The sequence below is a fragment of the Sessilibacter sp. MAH1 genome, assembly GCF_054658315.1.
Genome location: NZ_BAAGIC010000005.1, coordinates 46,780 through 70,607, shown reverse-complemented (window position 1 = coordinate 70,607; position 23,828 = coordinate 46,780). Strand labels below are relative to the sequence as shown.

The following is a 23,828-nucleotide window of genomic DNA, read 5'->3' as shown; positions in this document are numbered from 1 at the left end:
TGAAATTACAATTCAGTATAGATGGCACTGGACGATGTTGATTTGACAAATTGAGGGTAAAAAAAAGCCCGGTTATAAACCGGGCTTAACAACGTAAATTCTGTTAGCTGTGTATATTTTAACTTTGCTTTTCAGCTCTGATTTTATCAACCAAGAACTTGGCAACCTTTAACATACCTTCTTGACCGCCAGCCAAACCTGAAGCTACTCGATACTTACCATCAACAATAATTTCTGGAGTGCCTTGAATACCGTAGCTACGTGCACGTGAATTGGCCTGATTTACTTGGCTAACCACACCGAAAGAGTTGTAGGTCTTCTTGAAGGTTTCTGCATCTACGCCAAAGTCGGCGAAAAATTCACCAAGCGTTTTCTCGTTGGCAAGTCGTTTACGATCTATATTAAGGGCATTGAAAAGCGGTTGATGAAGCTGATCGTGAATGCCTAAAGCTTTAGAAACATAGAAAGCACGGGCATGAACTTCCATAGGTGCATTCCAGATAGCTGGAGACTGTACGAACAATACGTCTTCAGGAAGTGTTTTTTCCCATTGCTGGACCATAGGCTCAAACGCAAAGCAGTGGCCGCAGCCATACCAGAACACTTCCGTCACTTCTATTTTGTTGGGATCTTGAGTTTGAACCGGTTGCTTGATCACCTGATAATGAACACCTTCTTGGTATTCTTCTTGAGCCTGAACGCCAAAAGCCATCGCTAATAGCATCATGAAAGTGCTCAAAGTGATTCCTATCAATCGCATTATCTTGTTCTCCAGTAAAAATTTTCTTGGCCCTTAGACATAAATATAGAGATCAGTTCCAAGAATATATGTGTATTTTCTTATGAGGTTTAGGATCACGGTATTGGTTATTAGTTTCTAGCGACCTGTAAAAACTGTACAAACATCCAAAAAGCTGAACCCTATTTAGAACGAATATTTCGGCATATCTTTCAGGTATAAGTTTCAGACATAAAAAAAGCGGCCTAAGCCGCTTTTCTATTGATGCTAGATCAGTTAAGGCCAGCAATGAAGTTTGCTAATCCCACTAACTCCGCATCACTTAGGTTAGCAGCAACTTTGCGCATAATTGCTTGCTCGCCATCATTGGTTCGCTCACCAGCGCGGAAGGCACGTAGCTGTTTTTCAACATACTGTGCGTGCTGGCCACTCAAACGTGGAAAGCCTGCTGGTGAATTACCTTGCGCGGTTGGAGAATGGCAACCCATACACGCTGCAACACCGGTCTCTTTATTACCGGCGCGGAAAATTTCGCGACCAAGCTCTAGGCCATCAACCTTAACACCGGCATTGGTAAGTACTTCAACAGGTTTAGCACCGCTCAACTGCATGGTTTGGCTGTCGAAATAAGCTGCGATGTCTTTTAGGTCTTGATCGCTCATATTAGTAAGTAGGCCAGTCATCTCAAGGACTTGACGACGACCTTCTTTAATATCAGTTAATTGCTTGTACAAATATTTATCACCCAAACCTGCTAGTTTAGGAAAGTTTGGTGCTGGCGAATTACCATCGACACCATGACAGGCAGCACACACGAGAGTTTTTGCTTTACCTGCTTCAGCGTTGCCTTCGGCGAGAGCTGTTTGCGCGCCGATTAAACAAACTGCGACCATGAATACTTGCTTAACTGTCTTGTACATTGGCTAATCCGTAAGGTTTGTCAGTTCAAATTCTCTCAGGTGTTGGCGGCATTGCGCCTATTTTTTTAGATATCCAACACTACTTCAGCGGGCAGCACCGGCAAAAATACACCGTTATTGCTAACCCCTAAACTCAAAAGCCCGATATTATATACAAAGCCTTGCTTAAGGCACTAATTTTTATGAAGACCTGCCCAATTGCCGATCTATGTCAAAACTTGATTTTACCCAAGCCGCTTTCTTTCAAAGCGCACCAACTCTCGCTACTTGTCCGCCTGAACAAGGGTCTGAAGTAGCATTTGCCGGCCGCTCCAACGCCGGAAAGTCCAGTGCCATCAATTGCCTAACAGGAAACGGCAAACTCGCACGCACCAGTAAAACCCCAGGTCGCACTCAGCTGATCAACTTTTTTAACATTACGGACGAACAGCGTTTAGTGGATCTTCCCGGTTACGGCTTTGCCAAGGTTCCATTAGCAGTAAAGAAAGAGTGGGACAAAAATTTATCGCAATATTTGCGTGAAAGGAGAAGTTTAAAAGGATTAGTACTGCTAATGGATGTGCGTCAACCGATGAAAGAGTTCGACACCATGATGATCAATTGGGCGGTAGAAGTTGACATGCCTGTCCATATTTTGCTCACCAAAGCGGACAAACTCAAAAAAGGCCCCGCGAAAACAACACTATTAGATGTGCGCAAACACTTAAAAGAAGCCGATGTCGATGATTTAATCTCAGCCCAACTTTTTTCTTCTCTGAAAAAAGAAGGCGTTGAGGAATTGAAAAGTGTTTTATCGAAATGGTTGACGATACCAACCAAAGATATCGAGACCTCGCCGGATACAGAAAGCCCTGAGTAATTCAGGGCATTTTATTCTGTTGGTTTAAAGTAATTTTTTAGAGCAATTTTTTTATTCGGGCGCTGTTGCCGTAACAACGGGTTCACTGGCGAAGCGATCACGAACGCTCAACAAGGTTGGGTATTTGTCGAAGGAGTATAACTTTCTGAATTCGGCCCAGTCGATGAGTGTAATCAAACACAATGTTGCGTAGTTGAGCTCTTCAAATGCACCGGCTTTTGCTTGTGTTTCTAACCATGCCAAGCTATCTGGAATACGCTCATGCTGAAGCTTAAACATCAACACGTCTTTGCTGGTTTCCAATTTTGAGTTGTTACCCAAAAATAAAATAATCAGCGCGTCGGTTACCGAGTCGACTGCGCTTATTAAATTGTGTTGATCCAGCGTTGGTTTTGGTAAATCCAGTTTTTCTAACAAGTAATTAGCAATTACGTGCGAATCAAAAATCGTTTTATCACCATCAATTAAAATTGGCAGTTTGCGAATAGGTGTTAATTTTGCAAATTCGGCCCGCGTTTTATCGTCGTAAACATTGACAACTTCAAATTTAAAATCAGTGCCTTGCAACAGCATTCTGATACGACGCACGTATGGAGAAGGCTTCGATCCGTAAACTGTGATGCTCATAAATCTCTCCTAAATTGATCTTGTTATTTAATTAATGGGCTTCGTCCCAATTATTTCCAAATCCTGCTTCTACCAATAACGGCACGCTTAATTCAGTCGCCGACGACATAATTGCGCACACTTTTTCTTGCACGAATTCCAGTTGACTCTCGGCAACTTCTAGAACCAATTCATCGTGAACCTGCATAATAATGCGTGCATCGGTAGCGCTATCTTGCAGCCAGCCATCCACTAAAATCATGGCCTTTTTGATGATGTCGGCGGCGCTGCCTTGCATAGGCGCGTTGATCGCTGTGCGCTCGGCGGCTTGGCGACGCATACCATTGGTAGAATTAATTTCGGGTAAATACAGCCGACGTCCCATGATGGTTTCAACATAACCGCGTTCTTTGGCGCTGGCTCGAATCTCATCCATATATTCGGCAACGCCGGGATATTTTTCGAAGTAGCGATCGATATAACCTTGGGCATCGTTGCGACCAATATTCAGCTGTTTTGCCAAACCAAACGCCGACATACCATAAATTAAGCCGAAATTAATGGCTTTGGCACTGCGACGCTGATCATTAGTAACGGCATCAACTGAGGTTGAGAACACTTCCGCTGCGGTTGCCTTATGCACATCCAAATCATTTTGGAAGGCATGCAGCAAACCTTTATCGCCGGATAAATGCGCCATTATTCGCAATTCAATTTGAGAATAATCCGCTGCTAGAATTTTATAATTTTCGGGCGCAATAAACGCTTGGCGAATACGTCGGCCTTCGGCATTACGAATTGGAATGTTTTGTAAGTTTGGATCGGACGACGATAATCTACCGGTTGCGGTAACCGCTTGGTGATAAGAGGTATGCACCCGGCCGGTTTTTTCGTTGCGCATTAATGGCAATTTATCGGTGTAGGTCGATTTAAGTTTTGCCAATCCGCGATATTCCAGCAGTAATTTTGGCAACGGATAATCCAATGCTAATTCTTGTAAAACATCTTCAGCGGTAGATGGCGTTCCGGTCTTGGTTTTTTTAATAGCCGGAATGTTTAGTTTTTCAAATAAAATCGTACCCAACTGTTTGGGCGACGCCAGATTAAATTCTTCGCCTGCCATATCATAGGCGTCTTTTTCTAGGGTTTTTAACCGAACTTCTAATTCTTGGGAATGTTTTTGCAATAAATCAGTATCAATTAACGCACCGGTTCTTTCTATTTTTGATAAAACCGGTAACAGCGGCATTTCGATATTTTTCAAAACGCTCTCAAGTGATTTTTCGTCACTTAATTCTTGCGATAATTTTTGGTGCAGTTGCAGCGTAATATCGGCGTCTTCGGCAGCGTATGGGCCTGCTTTTTCGATTTCAATTTGATTAAAGGTCAGCTGCTTAGCGCCTTTGCCAGCAATATCTTCAAAATGAATGGTTTGCTTACCCAAATAAAATTCCGCAAGGCTATCCATGTCGTGACGTGTCGCGACGGAATTTAAAACGTAGGATTCGAGCATGGTATCAAACTCGATACCTTGTAAATCGATATCGTGATTCAATAATACGCTGCGATCGTATTTAAGGTTTTGCCCAACTTTTTTAAGTGCTGGGTTTTCTAACAATGGCTTAAGTTTGGTGAGCAATACGTCTCTGGAGATTTGCTCGGGCGCCCCCACATAATCGTGGCTGCACGGCACATAGACCGCTTCACCGGCATTAATGGCAAAAGAAACACCAACGATTTGTGCTTCCATATAATTTAGGCTGGTGGTTTCGGTATCAAACGCAAAGATGTCGGCCGCACTCAGTTTTTTAAGCCATTCATCCAATTCAGATTCTTCAAATACCACATGGTAATTTGCGGCGCTTGTCTCCGATTCGTTGTTGTTTTGTGTTTCAGCAAGTTGTGGATTGGCAATAATGTTCTCTTGCTCGCGAATCCAACTTTTAAATTCCAGATCGGTAAATAGCTCAAGCAGTTTTTGATGATCTTCTGGTTCGGGTTTTAAGTCACCCAAGGTGATGTCTAAATCAACATCGGTTTTGATGGTCGCTAACTGATAAGAAAGGTAGGCGTTCTCTTTATGCTCTTCGAGCTTTTGGGCCATGGTTTTGGCACCGCGGAAGGAAAGCTCTTTGATTTTTTCCAGGTTGTTGTAGATGTCATCTAAACCGCCCAAACCTTGCAGCAGAGCCAACGCGGTTTTTTCGCCAACACCGGCAACGCCCGGAATGTTATCAACTTTGTCACCCATTAATGCGAGGTAATCAATGATTAACTCCGGTGGAATACCAAACTTAGCTTCAACACCCGCGATATCCATGGTTGTATCAGTCATGGTGTTAACCAAGGTGACGTGACTGTTCACCAGTTGCGCCATGTCCTTATCACCGGTGGAAACCACCACCTCTAAACCGTGCTCAATAGCTTGGGACGTTAGGGTTCCAATGACATCGTCGGCTTCTACGCCATCAATAATAAGCAGCGGAATGCCCATGGCTCGAATAATATTGTGCAGCGGCTCTATTTGGCTGCGCAAATCATCGGGCATTGGCGGACGATGAGCTTTGTACTCGGAGTACATATCGTTACGAAAGGTTTTGCCTTTGGCATCAAACACGGCCGCGACGGGACTGTTTGGATAGTCTTTCTCCATACGCCGCAGCATATTAACCACACCCTTGATGGCGCCCGTTGGCTGGCCCTTACTGTTGGTCAGTGGTGGAAGCGCATGGAAAGCACGGAATAAATAAGATGAGCCATCAATGAGAATTAACGGTGGGGTCTTGTCTGCCATAATATTTTTTAAAACTTAAATGTAGATCGGATAAAAAAGCGTATTTGGATCGCGCTGTAAACTAGGGTTTAGCACTTAAACATTGCTGAAATTGGTGTCCCAATGTTTTTATTAAATCACTATAGCTAGTCGCGTTTTGCCCTAGGATATCAATTTCAACCATGGTTAACGCGAATTCATCGCGCAATCTTAACGCTTGGGATTGTCGGTAATAGGGTTCAACCAGCAAACACTGTGCATGAGTGAGTGTTTTACGCAGCTCTGCGAGATGCTTTGCGCCAGGTCTCTGCTCCGGTGTTTTGGTAATGACTTGGTACTGTTGCAAACCAAATCGCTGCTGAAAATGCCCGAGTGCGTCGTGAAACACCACAAAAGGCACGTCGTGAACAGGCTGTAATTGCTGGCTAAGTTCATTGTTGAGCTGATGAATGGACGCTTCGAAGCTCAGATATTGTTCGTTTAACGCTTTTTTGTCTGAGGCTGTCAGCAACTCATTGTCGTTAAGATGTTCAATCACCGCCTTGGCAATAACCAGACTGTTATCGGGGTTTAACCACAGGTGAGGGTCATAGGCGCCGTGATCGTGATCATCATGGCCTTCATGAACATGACTCTCTGCATAACCTACCGGCCATACGATACCCGTTAGCTGACTGGTATTAATGTTGTCTTTAGTGCTCAACACACCTGACAAAAACGGCTCCAAACTCGCACCGACCCAAACCACCGTATCGGCTTTGGCAACCGAGTTGCGTTGTGAAAAACTCATTTGAAAACCGTGCGGACTTACACCCAACGGCATTAGTCGAGTGACGACGGCGCGATCTTGTAAAAGCTCTTGCAGCAACAAATATAAAGGCTGGTTGCTGGCTAAAACAACGGGCTTAGCTTCCCCAGCATTTACCTTTGCACAAAATAGTGCAATTAAAGTGACGCTCAATAACACACGAAAAGCGTGGTTAAACATTTTGGATAACAAACTCAAAGGTGAATATTCCCTGTTACTTTCTTTTCGTTAATCTAATTAAACACTGGTTGTGGAAATGGTCTAAGATACGCCACCTGTCGCGGCGAAGTCACTCTCACCGCCAAGTTTTTAGGAGTTTTAATTGCAATCTTCCAATGTTGCGCTCGATCAGCCACTGATCAAGGCTAGAGACATTTGTTTCTCACGCGCCAACAAAATCATTCTCGATAAAGTCGATATCGAAATTCTTCCGGCGCAAATTCTAACTCTGATTGGCCCAAACGGTGCCGGTAAAACCACTCTTGTCAGAATTTTGCTGAACCTAGTCAATGCTGACTCAGGCAGTATTGTTACTAAACCGAATTTATCGGTGGGTTACATGCCGCAAAAACTTAGCCTTGATAGTAGTATGCCATTGAATGTACGACGCTTTTTAGCATTAACCGGCGCCAATAAAGCAGAGGTGTCTGAGGCTCTAGAGCGAGTAAAGGTTCCCGATATTGGCAAACACGTTATGGCGCAGTTATCGGGCGGTGAATTACAGCGCGTGATGCTGGCTCGCGCTATTTTAAGAAAGCCCGACCTTTTGGTTTTGGACGAGCCCGTGCAAGGCGTTGATATTGCCGGGCAATCAACACTCTATCGATTGATTGGCGATTTACGCGGCGAGCTTGGTTGCGCCGTACTGATGATCTCTCATGACTTGCATTTGGTCATGGCGCAGACCGATACCGTTGTCTGCTTAAACCATCATGTATGTTGCCAGGGTCATCCTGAAAATGTCAGTGATGATCCTGCGTTTTTAGAGTTATTTGGCCGCCAAACCGACGCCGGCGTTGCGATTTACACACATCATCACGATCACAGTCATGATAATGGTATTTGTGATCACCCCCACGAGAGCGAAACCTAATCCATGCCTGACTTTTTAATCCTGGCGATCTTAACCGGAATTTCCGTTGCCTTGGTTGCAGGCCCTTTAGGTTGCTTCATTGTTTGGCGCAAGATGGCTTACTTTGGCGATATGCTTGCTCATTCGGCGCTGTTGGGTGTGAGCTTTGGTTGGTTACTCTCGATTAATCTAAACCTTGCCGTAACCTGCGGGTGTTTGTTGCTGGCGTTAATCCTAGTCATGCTGCAACAAAAACGAGTGCTGGCTACCGACACACTTCTGGGTATTCTTTCGCATTCAACCCTTGCTCTCGGACTGGTTATCGCAAACTTGCAGTCGAGCATTCGTATCGATTTAAGTGCGTATTTGTTTGGCGATTTGTTGGCGGTAAATTTAACCGACCTACTCACCATTTCTGCGGTAAGTGCTTTTGTGATTACCGCGTTGTGCTTTTTATGGCGCAAACTATTGGCGCTCACCGTCGATGAAGATCTAGCCAAAGTTGAAGGCGTGAATGTGTTTCAGGTTCGAACGTTTTTAATGTTGTTAATGGCGCTGGTGATTGCCATAGCCATGAAGGTGGTGGGCGTTTTATTGATAACGGCCCTACTGATTATTCCCGCTGCGGCCAGTCGTCGCCTGAGTAAAACCCCTGAACAGATGGCGGTTTTGGCAAGCCTTGTAGGTATCGTGGCTGTAGCAGGCGGGCTGACTGCTTCTTACTGGTGGGACTCACCAGCTGGCCCTTCAATCGTGTTAAGTGCAGCAGTGCTTTTTGGCTTGAGCTTGTTTTTCCGTCAAAAGGTTTAACGCTTCCAAAACATGGGCGAGAAGAGTACCAACAAGGTGAACACTTCCAAACGACCCAGCAACATGGCAAAACACAGCACCCATTTCGCGGTATCGGGAATATCGCGATAATGGGTAGCCACCTCACCCAGCCCCGGCCCTAGGTTGTTAATGCTAGCGCCAACTGCCGAAAACGATGTCAGAAAATCCAAACCCGTTGCCAACAACAGCAAAAACATAAACATAAACGAAATAACGTACACCGCGAAGAATCCCCAAACCGCATCGACGATTCGATCGGGAACAGCTTTGTTGCCAAACTTTACGCTGATGACGGCATTGGGATGAATCAGTCGGTTCAGTTCACGCATTCCCTGCTTTAACACCAGCAGCACACGCACTACCTTCATGCCGCCACCGGTGGAACCTGCGCATCCGCCCATAAACGACATGTAGAACAAGAAAAACGGTAGGAATGCTGGCCAAATACTGAAATCGGCTACACCGAATCCGGTGGTTGTCAGTAATGAAACCAGCTCAAAACTGCCCTGCCAGAAAGCTACGGTGGGTGAATAGGTATTAGTGATCACCAAGTAAAACACCGTCACCGCCATGCCAAAAACAATCACTTTTAAATAGAAGCGGCATTCGGGATCACTCAAATAATGCTTAAGCTGGCGTTCACGCCAAGCAAAAAAGTGCAGCGCAAAGTTAATGCCCGACAGCACCATAAACACCATGCAAATCGCCATGATTAAATGGCTATCAAAGTAGCCGATGCTGGCGTCGTGAGTGGAGAATCCACCAATGGCCACCGTTGCATAGGCGTGGCCAATGGCATCAAACAACGTCATGCCAGCGGCCCAGTAACTCAAAGCACACAGCAGCGTCAGATTAAAATACATCACAAACAGCGCCTTAGCGGTTTCGGTGATGCGCGGTGTTAATTTTGAGTCTTTAACCGGTCCGGGCGCTTCGGTGCGATAAAGTTGCATACCTCCAACACCTAACATCGGCAAAATGGCAACGGCAATCACGATAATCCCGATACCACCCAACCATTGCAGCTGCTGGCGGTAATACAAAATAGCCCTAGGTAGATCATCCAAACCTGTAATCACCGTTGCACCGGTGGTGGTTAATCCTGATAGGGATTCGAACAATGCATCGGTAAACGACAGGTTTGGACTGTGCGAGAATAAAAAAGGTAGCGATCCGAACAACCCCAGTACAAACCAAAACAGTGCCGTGATGATAAAACCATCGCGAGTGTGGAGGTCTTGCTTGAGGTTATAAAACGGTAACCAGAATAAAAATCCGGTAAAAAAGGTGATAAGAAAGGCGAGCAAAAAAGCCGGGTAACTCTGGTCGTTAAACCATAAAGACACACCCACAGGCGGCATTAGCGTTAAGCTAAACAGCATCAAAAGCACGCCTAAAACCCGAGAAATTACGCCAAAATGCATGAGTTACTGTTTTTGCCTTTGCAGATGAACGCTAAAAGAAACTGAATCCAACCTGGAACAGTTTTTCTACGTCGCGGGTGAATTTTTTATCAACTAAGAAAACAATCACGTGATCACCGCTTTCTACCACGGTGTCGTCGTGAGCGATAATCACCTTGGGAACGCCCTCTTCTTCACGCACGATAGCGCCAATGGTCGCGCCCTGCGGTAGATCGATGGTATCCAGTGTTTTTCCAACCACTTTCGATGATTTTTCATCGCCATGAGCGATAACCTCGATGGCTTCTGCCGCGCCACGGCGAAGGGAATGCACATTAACCATATCGCCACGGCGAACATGGGTGAGCAAACTGCCGATGGTGGTAACCTGTGGAGAGAAGGCAATGTCAATTTCACCGCCCTGCACTAAATCAACATAGGCTGGATTGTTAATCAACGCCATCACCTTACGTGCCCCCAAACGTTTGGCGAGCATCGACGACATGATGTTGGCCTCGTCGTCGTTGGTGAGCGCTAAAAACACATCGGTATCTTCGATGTTTTCTTGCACCAGCAAATCTTGATCGGAAGCGCTGCCGTGTAAAACAATGGTATGGGTTAACTGTTCGGCCAAATGCTGGCTGCGCTCACGGCTGTATTCGATAATTTTTACGCCGTAGGATTTTTCTAACTGTTGCGCAAGACCAGCACCGATATTACCGCCGCCAGCAATGAGTATGCGTCGGTACGGACGTTCTAACTTGCGCAGTTCACTCATTACTGCGCGAATATCGCTGCGTGCGGCAATAAAGAACACTTCGTCGTCGGCTTCGATAACCGTGGAGCCTTCCGGCATGATGGCGCGATTGCGTCGGTAAATCGCCGCCACTCGCGTATCAACCGCAGGCATATGCTGACGTAAATAACGTAACTCTTGCCCAACCAGCGGCCCGCCGTAATAGGCTTTTACCGCCACTAGCTGCGCCGCACCGTCGGCAAAATCCAAAACCTGTAGCGCGCCGGGCTGCTGAATTAAACGATAGATATTGTCCGAGACCAGTTTCTCTGGGCTGATTAAAACATCAATGGGAATTCGGTCGTTTTTGAAGAGTTCAGGCTTATCGAGGTAGGCGCGTTGGCGAATGCGAGCAATTTTGGTGGGGGTATTAAATAGACTGTGCGCCACTTGGCAGGCGATCATGTTGATTTCGTCGTTACTGGTAACGGCAATCAACATTTCGGCATCTTCAATACCGGCTTGAATCAAGGTTCGCGGATGCGAAGCTTCGCCGGTAACAACACCAATATCGATACGATCTCGCAACTCACGCAGCCGAGCTTCATCGGTATCGACAATGACAATGTCGTTGGATTCGTTCGTTAGGTTTTCAGCAAGAGTGCCGCCAACCTGACCAGCTCCAAGAATAATAATTTTCATAATGAAATAACAAAACGCTAATCCTGATCATTGTCGCATAAATTCTACAATTTGTGACTCACACAACCAGTATCAGCAAAGATCAACCACCCAAGTAGCGAATGCCCAAAACGTATAACGCACCAAAAATCAAAATCATTGTGCCCAAACGATAGGGTTTAAAATAACTGATTAGCTCGGTTTTTTCGGTATTATTAAAGAACTTCGCCGAAAATCCGTATAAAAATGCTGTGCCAGCGATGCAAATTATCCCTGTGATATTGGTGGCAAGCGAATGCCACTGAGCTGAGCCTTTCGCCGTTATTAATAGGATGATAAACGCTAAAGTATTCGCCCAACCTAAAACACGAATCACGGTAAGAGCTTTAATGTGCGCTTGCGGATTATCTGATTCCGTCTCGGGTGACATTTTGGGAAGGTTATTATCCGTCATGGTGATTATTAACTGTTGTTTTTGAACCCATGTTTTTGAGCCTAATAGGCTTAAGGAACCTCTGATTAACTCATCCTTGATTTAATCAGAGGGCAGAAATTGAAAATGTGATTTCCAATTTCTTCACAATTTCAATCACTTACAGTTCTTGAAATTGGCGACACATCCTTGTGTCGCGAGAAACTCTAGGTTAATCAGAGTTTCCTTAATTAAAAATCCAGCAGATGAAAGCAAGCTAGCACTGGGCTTTTTCTAACACGCAATAATAAAAGCCGTCGTGACCGTTGGTTTTTGCCAAAAGTTGTTTGCCGTGAATCTGCTCTATTCCCCAAGGCGCATCGATTTTTATCTCAACAGCATCGGTTTGTTCTGTTAAAAAGCGTGCGATGTTTTCGGCATTCTCTTCGGGAAAAATAGAACAGGTCGCATACACCAAGCGTCCGCCAGGCTTAAGTTTTGTCCACAGTGATCGCAGGATTTCTAACTGCAAATTTGCCAGCGTTTCTATTTGGTTTGCCAAACGCAGCAACTTGATGTCGGGATGGCGACGAATAACTCCTGTTGCCGAGCAAGGCGCGTCCAACAAAATACGATCAAACAACACCGACTCATCACACCATTGCTCCGTCACCAAGGCATCGCCGGCCACCAAACTCACCGACTTACTGGAATCTTCTGCGTCTTGATGAACCAAAACCGTGTCATATTGAAACTCAACACCGGCACGGACCAGATTTTCTTCCACACGTCGTAAGCGCTTGTTAGAAATATCCAAACACGCCAAACGGGCAAGTTCAGGCTCGGCTTCTAAAATATGCAATGTCTTACCGCCGGGAGCGGCGCAAGCATCCAATAGGGTTTGTCCGGGTTGTAAATCCAATAAGGTTGCCGCGAATTGCGCAGCTTCGTCTTGTACGCTGCAAGCCGCTTGCTCGAATCCGGGTAGGTTTTGCACCGCCGTTGGTTGGTCTAGGCGAATTCCCACATCTGAAAATTCACAAGCCGTCGCGCCAATGCCTGCATCACTCAACAAACTTAAATAGTGATCGCGCGTGTTTTGCTGTGCATTAACGCGAATCACAAACGGTGGATGGGCATTATTCGCCGCAAACACTTCCTCGGCTTCATTCGGCCAAAATTTGGTAACGGCTTTTATTAACCAATTAGGATGCGCGTACAAACCCTGCTCGTTAAAGTCTATCGCCTGCTGGTTAAGCGCATCTTTTTCGCGCTGATAACGACGCAAAAGTGCGTTAATTAATTTAACCGCCCAATGTTTCTGCAATTTTTTAACAGCGTCCACCGTTTCGCTGATTGCTGCATGTTCGGCAATTTCGCTATAACCCAGCTGATAAATACCGATGTACATCAGCATTTCCAGATCGGTATCCTTTTCTTTGAAAGGCTTATCCATCATCTGTAAGTACACTTGCTTGATACGCGGATACCAGCGGCAAGTACCAAAACAGAGATCTTGTAATAAAGCACGATCAACGTCGGCAACTTGTTTGCTGGCATTAGGTAACAACTGGGCTAGCGTTTCTTGATCACGAGCGAGTCTGGTTAGAGTAAGCGCAGCGATTTGACGAACATTGGTCATTGGCGAAGTAATTTTATCAGTGGACTAAAACGGCAACCGCCAGAAATCACCGACGGTTGGTAAATGTTGAATTGGCTTATCAAAGCCTAGGTTAAAGCGCCGATTTAAAAACAAATCCCGGCTGAAATTTATCGCTGTAACCATTAAGTAGATCGGCAATTGCCATAGGTTTTTTGCCAGGAATCTGAATTCTCGATAACGCCAGCGCACCTTCACCGCAAGCTACGGTAATTCCAGACTTATCCACCGCAAGAATTTCCCCTGGGCTGTTGGCTTTTGACGAGGTAGCAACCGCAGCATCAAACAACTTAATACGGTCGCCGTTAAGATCGCTGAAGCACACCGGAAATGGATTAAACGCGCGGATTTTACGCTCGATAACGTCGGCTGATTCCTGCCAGTTTATATCCAAATCGGGCTTTTCAATTTTAGAAGCATAGTTGGCCGCATCGTGATCTTGAACCTCGGGCACAGCCTTACCTAACGCGAGGTCATCCAAAGCTTTAATTAACGCAGGAGATCCCATATTCATGAGTTTATCGTGCAAACTGCCGCCGGTTTCAGTCGCGGTTATCTCGCACTTAACCACTTCCAACATGGGACCGGTATCAAGCCCCTTCTCCATTTGCATAATGGTCACGCCGCTTTCTGCGTCACCGGCCTCAACCGCACGTTGAATCGGCGCAGCACCTCGCCAGCGCGGCAAAAGTGATGCGTGCACGTTTACACAACCTAAGCGTGGTGTTTCTAGTACCGCTACAGGGAGAATTAAACCGTAGGCCACAACCACCATAATATCGGCACTTAATGCCGCCAACTGATCGCGATCTTCTTGCGCTTTAAAATTCAGGGGCTGGTAAACCGGTAAATTGTAAGCTTCGGCGACTTGCTTAACCGCGCTCTTTTGCAACTTTTTACCACGTCCCGCCGGACGATCGGGTTGTGTGTAAACGGCAATAACCTTGTGATGGCTTTCTAGAAGAGCTTGCAAATGTGCAGCGGCAAAATCCGGTGTTCCGGCAAAAACAATATTCAAAGAAGATTGGGTCACGTTAGATCTCAGAAATTTTGTGTGTAAGCACTCACATCTTAGCTATGTTTGGCTTAAAAGCGGCGATTATAACGATTCACCAGGAAAGATGAAAAACGAGAAGTCTGAAAAAAGAAAACCAATTTAGCGCGGTAGTGATGTGTAAGGTATCGCAACCGAACCGCGACACCTAAAAACAAAACAGAGTCTTTGAATAAAAAACTCGTTAATGCAGAGCTCCGTTATATAAGAATCTTTGTGTTTAAGAAGCTTGCATGCGATGCTGTTTTTCGAGTTTTTTGCGAATGCGATCACGCTTCATGGGCGAAATGTAATCAACAAATAACTTACCCGACAAATGATCCATTTCATGCTGAATACACACCGCTAGCAAACCTTCTGGATGTATCTCGAAGGCTTCACCGTTACGATCAAGCGCTTTTACGGTCACATGCTTAGGGCGCTCAACGGTTTCGTAAAATCCCGGTACAGAAAGGCAACCTTCGTCGTAGCTGAACAAGTCTTGATCAACAACTTGAATTTCTGGATTGATAAATACCCGTGGTTCACTTTGGTCTTCTGAGACATCAATAACGATAATTTGGCGGTGAATATTGACCTGCGTCGCCGCAAGGCCGATGCCTGGCGCGTTGTACATGGTCTCGAACATATCATCAATGATTTTACGTATACCATCATCCACTTCTTTGACAGGTTCAGCCACCTTGCGCAAACGTGGATCTGGAAACTCTAAAATCTCTAACAATGCCATACTTTTATACCAATGATATTCAGGATTAAACGGATTTGACCGATGCCTTTGTGACAAACCTCTAGCAAATACGCAACAACCGCTGCTAACATTATGATCAGGCTCGGATTTTTACTGCAGAAAAGTCTCAGTTTTTAGTCTCGCGACTAAAAATACGCGGTGTCTCACCGCAAATTATCGACCAGAATGCAAAAAGCGTCGATTTTCTGCCGTATGTCAAAGCAAATATTGTGACTAAGTCTTGTTTTGCAACATTGGCCGATCAACCTGCTGGGTTATTTGGCTAAAATATCACAGTCGTTATAGATGCGGCTATTGCCAAAGGACTTTCGTGCTTAGAGACTTAGCTCTTTAAGCCCTTGCAAATACCCAAACGAACTTGGTTAAACCAAGTGCATAGGATCGCGTTCCATGAAAATTCGCTTCAAAAAGCTCGTTTTTTCAGCTATCACCAGTGCTATTTTAAGCTTTTCGTTCAGTGTTGATGCCCTAGCACAGGCGCAATTACGCCAGAACCACCCCGACGAATACATCGTTGTTGAAGGCGACACGCTCTGGGATATCTCAGCAACCTTCCTCGAAAATCCTTGGATGTGGCCAGAAATTTGGCATGTAAACCCGCAAATCAACAACCCTCACCTTATTTTCCCTGGTGATGTGGTTCGCTTGGTTTATCTCGATGGTCAACCTCGCCTAACTATCGACAAGCGCACGCAACGCCTAACCCCCAGACGCTCCGTTGGCGGCGATCCCAATACCGTTAAATTAGCGCCTGCGGTACGCGTAATTCCGCTGGAAGAAGCCATTCCTGCCATTCCGTTAGACGTTATCAACGCATTCTTAAATCAGAATCGTGTGTTAGAAAAGCCAACCTTTGAACACGCCCCATATGTGCTCGGCGGCCAAGAAAAACGCATCCTGCTCGGTGCTGGCGACAAGGTCTACGCTCGGGGTGAGTTTAATCCCGATATTTCTGCTTACAACCTTTACCGTCTGGGCGATGAATACGTCGATCCATTAACCAAAGAAGTATTGGGCTATCGATCTAAAGATGTTGGCAGCGCCCGGTTAAATGCCTTACAAGGCGAAGTTGCTACCATGCAGATTAACCGTATGGCCGCTGAAATTACCGTTGGTGATCGCTTATTACCCAACGAAGAACGCGCTATCGATCCAACCTTTTTCCCATCAGCTCCTGATGATGAGAACTTCCAGGGTCTAATCCTAGAAGTTCAAGACGGCCTAACCCACGCTGGTAAGTTTGATGTGTTAGTGCTGAATAAAGGCGTTCGCGAGCAACTTGAGCCCGGTGATGTGCTAGCCATCTATAAAGAAGGCGAAACCATTCGCGACCGCATCGCTGATTCCATTGTGCAATTGCCAGAAGAGCGTGTTGGTATCGCCATGGTGTTTAGAACCTTCGAGAAAGTCAGCTACGCATTAATTTTAGAGGCCGAGCGCCCCATTAACGTAAACGACAAGCTTTACAGCCCGGTACGCAACTTCTAAAAAACGCACCGCATATCGGAGCTTAACGCCAAGGAGGGCGTGTGATTCAACCAACTATCAATCTTCGCGATTACTTTCCTGAAAGCTCCTTTTCTAACTCGCAACTTGCGGCACTTTTGTTAGAGCAACTCTCGTTTAAATCGCCAACTGAGTTGATCAAACAACTTTGCGCTCACCAAAATGCCGAGCAGCTTCTCAAGCATCCCAATGACGTTTTTCAACTGCTAAAACCCGACTCTGCGGCCTTATTTAAGGCTTATATCAACCACCCAGAAAACTCAGAACTACTACAATGTTTGAGTAAAACCGCTCTGCGACTGCAAGATTTAAACGCCAATGTGATTGAATTTGGCAGTAATAATTACCCAAGATTATTAGCGCAGATATCCAGCCCTCCCCCGGTTCTTTACACCAAAGGTGACACCACCGCTTTGCATCTACCCAATCTCGCAATTGTTGGTGGTCGTAACTGCTCAGAACAAGGCACACAAAACGCACGCGCATTTGCCAAACACCTTGCCACCAATGGCTTTGTGATTACCAGCGGCTTAGCACTTGGAATCGATAGCGCCGCGCATCTTGGCGCGATGGATGGCTTGGGTAAAACCATTGCTGTTATGGCAACGGGAATTGACAAAATTTACCCGGCGTCTAACCGAGCATTGGCCGAACAAATTATTAACAGAGGTGGTTGTTTAATCACAGAATTCCCTCTCGGCGCCAAACCACTCAGATCGAGTTTTCCAAAACGCAACAGAATTATTTCCGGCTTAAGCCTCGGCACCTTGGTGGTAGAAGCAAAAATTCAAAGTGGCTCACTGATTACCGCCAACACCGCTCTCAAACAAAACCGCGAAGTTTTCGCCATACCTGGATCCATTCATAATCCACTTGCAAAAGGCTGCCACCAACTCATAAAACAAGGCGCAAAACTGGTTGAAAGCAGCCAAGACATTATTGATGAACTGAGCGGGTTATTAGCCGAAAAACACCAAGAATTAATCGAGCTACAGCAGCTAAATGGTAATGACCCAGCGCCTCAGCAGCCTCTAACACCCGAGCAAAAATTACTTCTCTACACCATCGGCTTCGAAAGCATTAGCATCGACCTATTGGCAGAAAAAACTCAAATCCCCGTTGAGCAACTATTAGTAGAAATTTTAAATCTAGAACTGGATGGATTAATTAGCCATATCGACGGAAGGGTAGAAAGAATAATTCTCTAATGAAATTATTCTTTCTAAAAAACTCTGATTAAATCAACTATTCTGCAATACCAATTTGGTAAATATTACTCAAACCAACTTCGGTGCAACCGTTTAATTCCGTTGTTCCGGGATTTTCAGCAGAGGCATACCAAATATTTATTTTTTTACCGGAAAGCTTAGTGGCAAGTAACATACTTAAAATATTTTTACCGCCATCGGTAGTTGCTACAAACCGAAAATTTCTTTTATGAAAAGAACAAGTATCTTCAGGCGGATTATCGATACCAAATTGAATTGAATTTGCGCCGTAAATATTTTTTGGTTCTACATTAGGAATAAATCCAGCATTCGCAGTTGCAGAAAAAATACCTAGCAGCAAAAATAAAGTCACACCTTTTTTCATAACACAACCTCTTAATAATTTTTCGAGATTGTAGACAATATATTTTTTTGATCCGTTATCTTTACCCAAATTTACCTGCAAAACAACTAAAGTGTTAGATTTATTAGTATAAAAAGGTTACAGCTCATCAACCACTCTATTCCATACATCCTCAAAACCTTGTTGCTCTATAAAGCCAGAAATAGACAACATTAATTTCTCATTCCAAAACTCGTTCGATTCTTCAAATAGTGAAGTTCCGGTATGGTTCTCTAGCTCAATAGACATATCAACCATGCGCCAAAAGAAACGGCTGAGGTATTCGGCATCTTCGTGCGAAATAGAATTATCCGCTGTAATTAACTCTATGATTTTTTGATCATTTAATAGGTTAGCGAAATGCAATAAATAATCATATTCGACCGGGAACTTAAACGTGATCGTAATACTTTTTCTCCGTCGTAAATAATCGTCACCTTTTGATTATTAATTTTTTGTCTATTAATATCTTAATTTTAAAATCAAGATATTCGCTAAAACTTGAAATTCAAAAGCAGTCGAAGTTTCCTGTAGTTTTTAACTTAATTTATAGAGACCTTTGATTAACTCTTCTAAAAATTAATCAAATGCGATTTCTAATTTGTCACAAATCTAATCACCTACAACTCGTAAAATTAATGACGTTTCTTTGTATCACGAGAAATTTCTAGGTAAATCAAAGTTTATTAAGCATTATTTCGCCGTTCTGCTTGTGCTATTATTTTTCATATTTTTGACGTTTATCAATTGAGCTTTTTATTGTGAATCAATGGCTTTTAAATTCTAAGGTTATTCAAGCAACCCAAGCCTTAAACCGTGGCGAGGTCATCGCCTACCCCACCGAGGCCGTTTGGGGTTTGGGTTGTGATCCGTTTGATGAGCAGGCGGTGTTTAAAATTCTGCATTTAAAACAAAGACCCTATAAAAAAGGTGTTATTTTAGTTGCCGCTAATATTGAGCAATTATTACCGTTTTTGAAAGGTCTTTCTAATGAACATTTACACACATTAGAGCAGTCTTGGCCGGGGCCAAATACTTGGGTGATTCCCCATAACGGTACTGCACCGCCTTGGGTTCGTGGTGTGCATCAGTCACTAGCTGTGCGCGTAAGCGATCACCCGGTTGTACAGGCGCTGTGTACTCGTTTTGGCGGGCCGATTGTGTCTACCTCCGCCAATCCCGGCGGCTTACCCGCGGCAAAAACCCAACTGCAAGTGCGTAAATATTTCCCCGCCGAACCTTTATATTATGCACCGGGCCAAGTTGGTAATTTGCAATCTCCCACTCAAATTCGCGACCTTTTAAGCGGTGCTGTCTTGCGTTGCGCTTGATTTATCTCATTTATTCCATACTCTTGCTTGTTACACTGCGCGCGTTCGGTTGGGATACCAACACGCAAGTTTTCTAACGTCTAGGGACGAAATAAAGAGGCATAAAACAATGAGCACCGTGGACAAAGCCGCTGTTAAAGCGTATTTACTTAAGGTACAAGACGAAATTTGCAGCGCTTTAGAAAAAGTAGATGGCAAGGCAAAATTTGTTGAAGAGAACTGGGAGCGCCCTGAGGGCGGCGGCGGTCGTACTCGTGTCATCGCCAACGGAGGTGTTATTGAAAAAGGCGGCGTTAACTTTTCTCATGTCACCGGTGCTCAAATGCCAGCCTCTGCTACGGCTCATCGCCCGGAACTTGCCGGGCGCAATTTTGAAGCCATGGGTGTGTCACTGGTTATTCATCCAGAAAACCCATTTGCACCTACGAGCCACGCAAACGTGCGTTTCTTTATTGCCGAAAAAGAAGGCGAAGAACCCGTTTGGTGGTTTGGCGGCGGTTATGACCTAACCCCTTATTACGGTTTTGAAGAAGACTGTGTTTATTGGCACCAAACCGCGAAAAACGCCTGTGAGCCTTTTGGCGAAGAAACCTTCCCACGCTTCAAAAAATGGTGTGATGAATATTTCCATTTAAAACATCGTGGCGAACCACGCGGTATTGGTGGTTTATTCTTTGATGATTTAAACGAGTGGGGTTTTGAGAAATCCTTCGCGTTTATGCAATCGGTAGGTAGCAGCTACGCCGAAGCCATTTGCCCTATTTTAGAAAAACGTAAAAACACACCTTACGAACAAAAACACAAAGACTTCCAATTATTCCGTCGCGGTCGCTACGTTGAATTTAACCTTGTGTTTGACCGAGGCACCTTGTTTGGTTTGCAAACCGGCGGCCGCACCGAATCTATTTTAATGTCTCTACCGCCTCTAGTACGCTGGGAATACAACTACTCTCCGGAGCCTGGTAGTGAAGAAGCACGCTTAACGGAATATTTTTTACAAGATCGCGACTGGGTTTGATATTGATTAAATGGTTAGACAAACAAATCCTTAAAATTTGTTTACGGTTAGATGGTAGTTAACTTGTGGTTCAACTAGATTGAAAGAGGCTTACGTTTTAATTAATGGGATTTATTCCTTTTAATTAAAACGTGTTTTTTAGTTGAACCCATTGCCCGAAGTTGACTTAGATTGCATATTGAAAATATACGATCGCTACCGTTTGATGTTTCTTTGTTGTAAAAACTGCCTAATCCATCATTAATAGCCCGGGCCCACCGGGCTTTTTTATTCCGGTTTATCAAAACAGCTCGTTGATATTTTCTAAAACCCGAAATCGATTTTGAGAAAAATAATTATTTTTCCAACACTTCAGACAAATCGTCTTAATTTTTAATACTAACGCAAGAATTATCTTTGACGACTAATTACCAGGCTAATTTATATAAAAATAACTAAATAATTCCTACAGTTCTTCTTAACAGATAATTTATTTGTATAGACCAGAAATAAAAAAACCAGGCATTACACCTGGTTTTTTATATTTATTGATTGAATATAGTTGGTTGGTCTGCGTATTCCTCTGGGTAGTCTATAGCAAGATCAATGACTTGAAGAACATTAATTCGAGGAGGAATTAAAACGTTACCGGACAAGCCGTCTGCCTCTAGAAAAACTCTTTCTAATACAACTGCTCGCTTTAATTCGGCATTATAGTTGATAATGTCCCATATCCGTTCTCTTCTTGTTATTCCAGATGGATCTATTGAATCCACTTCCGTTAATGTTATTCTATTGCCATCAACGTCAATTCTACGTCTATCTATTACCTCTATACACTGAAAATCATCTCTAGATAAACAACGATCTCGCTCTTCATTTGAAAAAATATTTGAAACCAATCTACTTACAAAATTATTTTCGTTAGTTGTAAATGCATATCCGAACAATCTTAGAAAGTTAATAACGTTCGTGTCACTAAAATCCTCCGGTGAAAATATAAAATGTCTACCAGAAAACCAAAACAAGCCCTGTGATTCCGTTATCTGCGGCAGTATAAAATCTTCACTAAAAGCATTTACATCACTGTCTATCTGTTTGGTTAAATATCCAGGCGTTACAGACCGAGTCCCATCAATTAACTCTCGTTCTGCAATAACATAGATATCATCTTGAGTTTCGATTAATGGCGTTAATTTTATGTTATTTTCTAAAGTGCTAAATTCTAGGCTGCCATCATTTATTGACCATCTAGCAGACTCTCCACCTAGTAACGAAAGATTCGTGGTACCATCCGCGTTGAAAAAATAAAGGTCGTGAGTTAAATCATCTAAACCTACCCCATTACCAATTAATTCACCAAAATTCTCCTGTGCAGGTATCACCCAACTTTGCTCTGAAAAATCAGATTCTGAGAAGTCTATCTTGGATTCTAGTATAGTATTAGTACCATTTAGATTTCCTATTCGATTAATTCTGGGCAAATCTCCAACATACCCGAAACTCAGTAACAAAGTATCAATGGCTACTGTCTGTGTATGAACAATATTGGTCGTTATTGATGCCTCGTTTATTGAAATTAATTCTAATTCTACAAATTCATCAATAAAATCAAGTTCAACAACAATATTCCCAAAGATTCCATTGTTCGCTAAGAAATTTTCTATTTCAGAATCTAATTCTAAATCTACCACTCTTAATCGAGCATTATCTACTATTGAGCCTCCCGCTCCGTTAATAATTAATCTGCCTTCGGATGTAAGTCTCCACTCAATGGGACTACTTTCGCTCTCACCGATGAATTTATTGTAAAAGACTCCTGTTCCGTCCGAATTGAAATCTGCAGCGCTGGCGGAAACACTTGGGTGACTGCCAACCACAAAAGGCGTTGTAAAGAGTACAGATCGATCTACAAATTTCGACATATTAGCTGAATTAAAAGATATAACGTTAATTCTGGATTGCTCTATTTCTTCAAGGAGATTTTTTATTTCTGGCAGCAAATTATTATCGCTATTTAGAAAACCATTAAATTGAAACACCTCATTTAATATATTTTCTATACTAGCTGCATCAACTGTAAAAGCTTCAAGTAATGTAGCACCACTCTCGTATAAAGCGTTTAATTCCGTCAACAAAAAAATATTATTTGCTAAACTTAAAATTTCTTCTGCACTTAAACCGAATTCCAACGCTTGAATTTCATCCCAATCTTGAGACAACACATTATTGTTTCTGTCTCTCGCCCTCAATGCTAATGCCGTGGAAAGTGGCGAGATATTAATTCTTGATAATTCATCTACAGTTAATTGAAAATCATCGCCAGCACTTTCTAATAAGAAGTCGATATCGCCAACTTGGCTTAACAGTTCGATATTATCTTGATCGCCTACACCACGAGCGGTTATTTCTACAAGTTCTTCACCGGTAAATTCACCGGAGATTAGTAAGACATCAAATTGGAAGTTACCATTCTCGTCGCTTGATGTAGTAATTGTGGTATCTACAATTTTTTCGGATGTTGCATCTTGAGAGGTTAATTTATTTTTTTGAGAAAAGCCGAGTTTCGTTGTAAGTTGCGACTTATTATTTTGTGGAGCTGCAAATTGCGGGACAACAAAACTAACTGAGATTTCTGCATTAGGTAAATCCACATTAGACACAGAACCAAACACCGTCAGGGTTTCGGTTTGGATTACCTCAAGATCTAAGCTGGTATTCGCGCTCGCCTCGCCATCGCTTACTGTTAAAGTAATACCTTGAGTTATACCAACATCTTGTCGCTCCGGTGTTCCGCTTAGTAAACCGGTAGAAGCGTTTATTGATAACCACTCCGGTAATCCTGTTGCCGAATAAGTAAGTGTATCGCCATCGGTATCTGTTGCCGACAAGGCTAGGCTAAACGCTTGGTCTTCTAGCGCTGTTGCGGGTGTTGGAGCTGAAAATACAGGCGCCGAGTTTTCACCGCCTGAGCCAGAACCACCACCCCCACCGCAGGCCGTTAACATCGCCGCAGTAAATAAAATACTAAAACTCGATAGCTTTAGATTTTTCATCCAAATTCTTCCCTAAGTATTG

General features: G+C 43.8%; 21 protein-coding genes. 7 read left to right on the top strand and 14 right to left on the bottom strand.

Going from position 1 to position 23,828, the window contains the following annotated elements; translation table 11 throughout:
* Positions 1-118 precede the first annotated feature (118 nt).
* On the bottom strand, positions 119-727 hold the full coding sequence (locus ACYQ28_RS06790; RefSeq protein ID WP_460164698.1) for a thiol:disulfide interchange protein DsbA/DsbL: 609 nt from the start codon (positions 725-727) through the stop codon (positions 119-121).
* A gap of 284 nt (positions 728-1,011) precedes the next feature.
* Positions 1,012-1,659: a c-type cytochrome gene (locus ACYQ28_RS06785; RefSeq protein WP_460049013.1), complete on the bottom strand. Its 648-nt coding sequence runs from the start codon at positions 1,657-1,659 to the stop codon at positions 1,012-1,014.
* Positions 1,660-1,867: 208 nt separating this feature from the next.
* Here ACYQ28_RS06785 and yihA point away from each other — a divergent pair, with 208 nt between their 5' ends.
* Positions 1,868-2,518: a ribosome biogenesis GTP-binding protein YihA/YsxC gene (gene yihA, locus ACYQ28_RS06780; protein WP_460049011.1), complete on the top strand. Its 651-nt coding sequence runs from the start codon at positions 1,868-1,870 to the stop codon at positions 2,516-2,518.
* A 51-nt stretch (positions 2,519-2,569) separates the two neighbouring features.
* On the opposite strand, the gene ACYQ28_RS06775 is transcribed toward yihA, so the two are convergent.
* The 3 genes from ACYQ28_RS06775 to ACYQ28_RS06765 form a co-directional block, all read right to left on the bottom strand.
* Positions 2,570-3,145: a glutathione S-transferase family protein gene (locus tag ACYQ28_RS06775; RefSeq protein ID WP_460049010.1), complete on the bottom strand. Its 576-nt coding sequence runs from the start codon at positions 3,143-3,145 to the stop codon at positions 2,570-2,572.
* Between the two features lie 31 nt (positions 3,146-3,176).
* A complete protein-coding gene (gene polA, locus ACYQ28_RS06770) occupies positions 3,177-5,918 on the bottom strand; it encodes a DNA polymerase I (RefSeq protein WP_460049008.1) in 2,742 nt (913 codons plus the stop codon).
* Positions 5,919-5,979: 61 nt separating this feature from the next.
* Entirely contained in the window at positions 5,980-6,858 is an 879-nt protein-coding gene (locus tag ACYQ28_RS06765) for a metal ABC transporter solute-binding protein, Zn/Mn family (protein WP_460164697.1), read from the bottom strand.
* A gap of 202 nt (positions 6,859-7,060) precedes the next feature.
* Between ACYQ28_RS06765 and ACYQ28_RS06760 the strand changes: the two genes are divergently transcribed.
* Both ACYQ28_RS06760 and znuB read left to right on the top strand, forming a co-directional pair.
* On the top strand, positions 7,061-7,798 hold the full coding sequence (locus ACYQ28_RS06760; RefSeq protein WP_460049263.1) for an ATP-binding cassette domain-containing protein: 738 nt from the start codon (positions 7,061-7,063) through the stop codon (positions 7,796-7,798).
* A 3-nt stretch (positions 7,799-7,801) separates the two neighbouring features.
* Positions 7,802-8,587 (top strand): zinc ABC transporter permease subunit ZnuB, encoded by a 786-nt coding sequence (znuB, locus tag ACYQ28_RS06755; RefSeq protein ID WP_460049006.1) that lies wholly within the window; start codon positions 7,802-7,804, stop codon positions 8,585-8,587.
* On the opposite strand, the gene ACYQ28_RS06750 is transcribed toward znuB, so the two are convergent.
* From ACYQ28_RS06750 to def, 6 genes are all read right to left on the bottom strand, one after another.
* Positions 8,584-10,032 carry a TrkH family potassium uptake protein gene (locus ACYQ28_RS06750; RefSeq protein ID WP_460049005.1) on the bottom strand — a complete coding sequence of 483 codons (1,449 nt, stop codon included), beginning with the start codon at positions 10,030-10,032 and terminating at the stop codon, positions 8,584-8,586. The two genes, znuB and ACYQ28_RS06750, sit on opposite strands and share 4 nt — an antisense overlap.
* 31 nt (positions 10,033-10,063) lie before the next feature.
* A complete protein-coding gene (trkA, locus tag ACYQ28_RS06745) occupies positions 10,064-11,449 on the bottom strand; it encodes a Trk system potassium transporter TrkA (RefSeq protein ID WP_460049004.1) in 1,386 nt (461 codons plus the stop codon).
* An 82-nt stretch (positions 11,450-11,531) separates the two neighbouring features.
* Positions 11,532-11,882, bottom strand: coding sequence for a hypothetical protein (locus ACYQ28_RS06740; protein WP_460049003.1), 351 nt, complete (start codon positions 11,880-11,882; stop codon positions 11,532-11,534).
* A gap of 235 nt (positions 11,883-12,117) precedes the next feature.
* Entirely contained in the window at positions 12,118-13,482 is a 1,365-nt protein-coding gene (rsmB, locus tag ACYQ28_RS06735) for a 16S rRNA (cytosine(967)-C(5))-methyltransferase RsmB (protein WP_460049001.1), read from the bottom strand.
* Between the two features lie 91 nt (positions 13,483-13,573).
* Positions 13,574-14,533 carry a methionyl-tRNA formyltransferase gene (gene fmt / locus ACYQ28_RS06730; RefSeq protein ID WP_460049000.1) on the bottom strand — a complete coding sequence of 320 codons (960 nt, stop codon included), beginning with the start codon at positions 14,531-14,533 and terminating at the stop codon, positions 13,574-13,576.
* Positions 14,534-14,774: 241 nt separating this feature from the next.
* Entirely contained in the window at positions 14,775-15,284 is a 510-nt protein-coding gene (def, locus tag ACYQ28_RS06725; protein ID WP_460048999.1) for a peptide deformylase, read from the bottom strand.
* A gap of 411 nt (positions 15,285-15,695) precedes the next feature.
* Between def and ACYQ28_RS06720 the strand changes: the two genes are divergently transcribed.
* Both ACYQ28_RS06720 and dprA read left to right on the top strand, forming a co-directional pair.
* Positions 15,696-16,793 (top strand): LysM peptidoglycan-binding domain-containing protein, encoded by a 1,098-nt coding sequence (locus tag ACYQ28_RS06720; protein WP_460048998.1) that lies wholly within the window; start codon positions 15,696-15,698, stop codon positions 16,791-16,793.
* Between the two features lie 41 nt (positions 16,794-16,834).
* Complete coding sequence (gene dprA, locus ACYQ28_RS06715; RefSeq protein WP_460048997.1) at positions 16,835-18,019, top strand: DNA-processing protein DprA; 1,185 nt, start codon at positions 16,835-16,837, stop codon at positions 18,017-18,019.
* A gap of 37 nt (positions 18,020-18,056) precedes the next feature.
* Here dprA and ACYQ28_RS06710 read toward each other — a convergent pair whose 3' ends face one another.
* On the bottom strand, positions 18,057-18,404 hold the full coding sequence (locus tag ACYQ28_RS06710; protein ID WP_460048996.1) for a hypothetical protein: 348 nt from the start codon (positions 18,402-18,404) through the stop codon (positions 18,057-18,059).
* A gap of 117 nt (positions 18,405-18,521) precedes the next feature.
* Positions 18,522-18,788, bottom strand: a complete 267-nt coding sequence (locus ACYQ28_RS06705) for a hypothetical protein (protein ID WP_460048995.1) — start codon at positions 18,786-18,788, stop codon at positions 18,522-18,524.
* A gap of 395 nt (positions 18,789-19,183) precedes the next feature.
* Between ACYQ28_RS06705 and ACYQ28_RS06700 the strand changes: the two genes are divergently transcribed.
* Entirely contained in the window at positions 19,184-19,753 is a 570-nt protein-coding gene (locus tag ACYQ28_RS06700) for an L-threonylcarbamoyladenylate synthase (RefSeq protein ID WP_460048994.1), read from the top strand.
* 109 nt (positions 19,754-19,862) lie between these two features.
* A complete protein-coding gene (gene hemF, locus ACYQ28_RS06695) occupies positions 19,863-20,771 on the top strand; it encodes an oxygen-dependent coproporphyrinogen oxidase (protein ID WP_460048993.1) in 909 nt (302 codons plus the stop codon).
* A 524-nt stretch (positions 20,772-21,295) separates the two neighbouring features.
* On the opposite strand, the gene ACYQ28_RS06690 is transcribed toward hemF, so the two are convergent.
* Entirely contained in the window at positions 21,296-23,806 is a 2,511-nt protein-coding gene (locus ACYQ28_RS06690; RefSeq protein WP_460048992.1) for a putative Ig domain-containing protein, read from the bottom strand.
* Positions 23,807-23,828 lie beyond the last annotated feature (22 nt).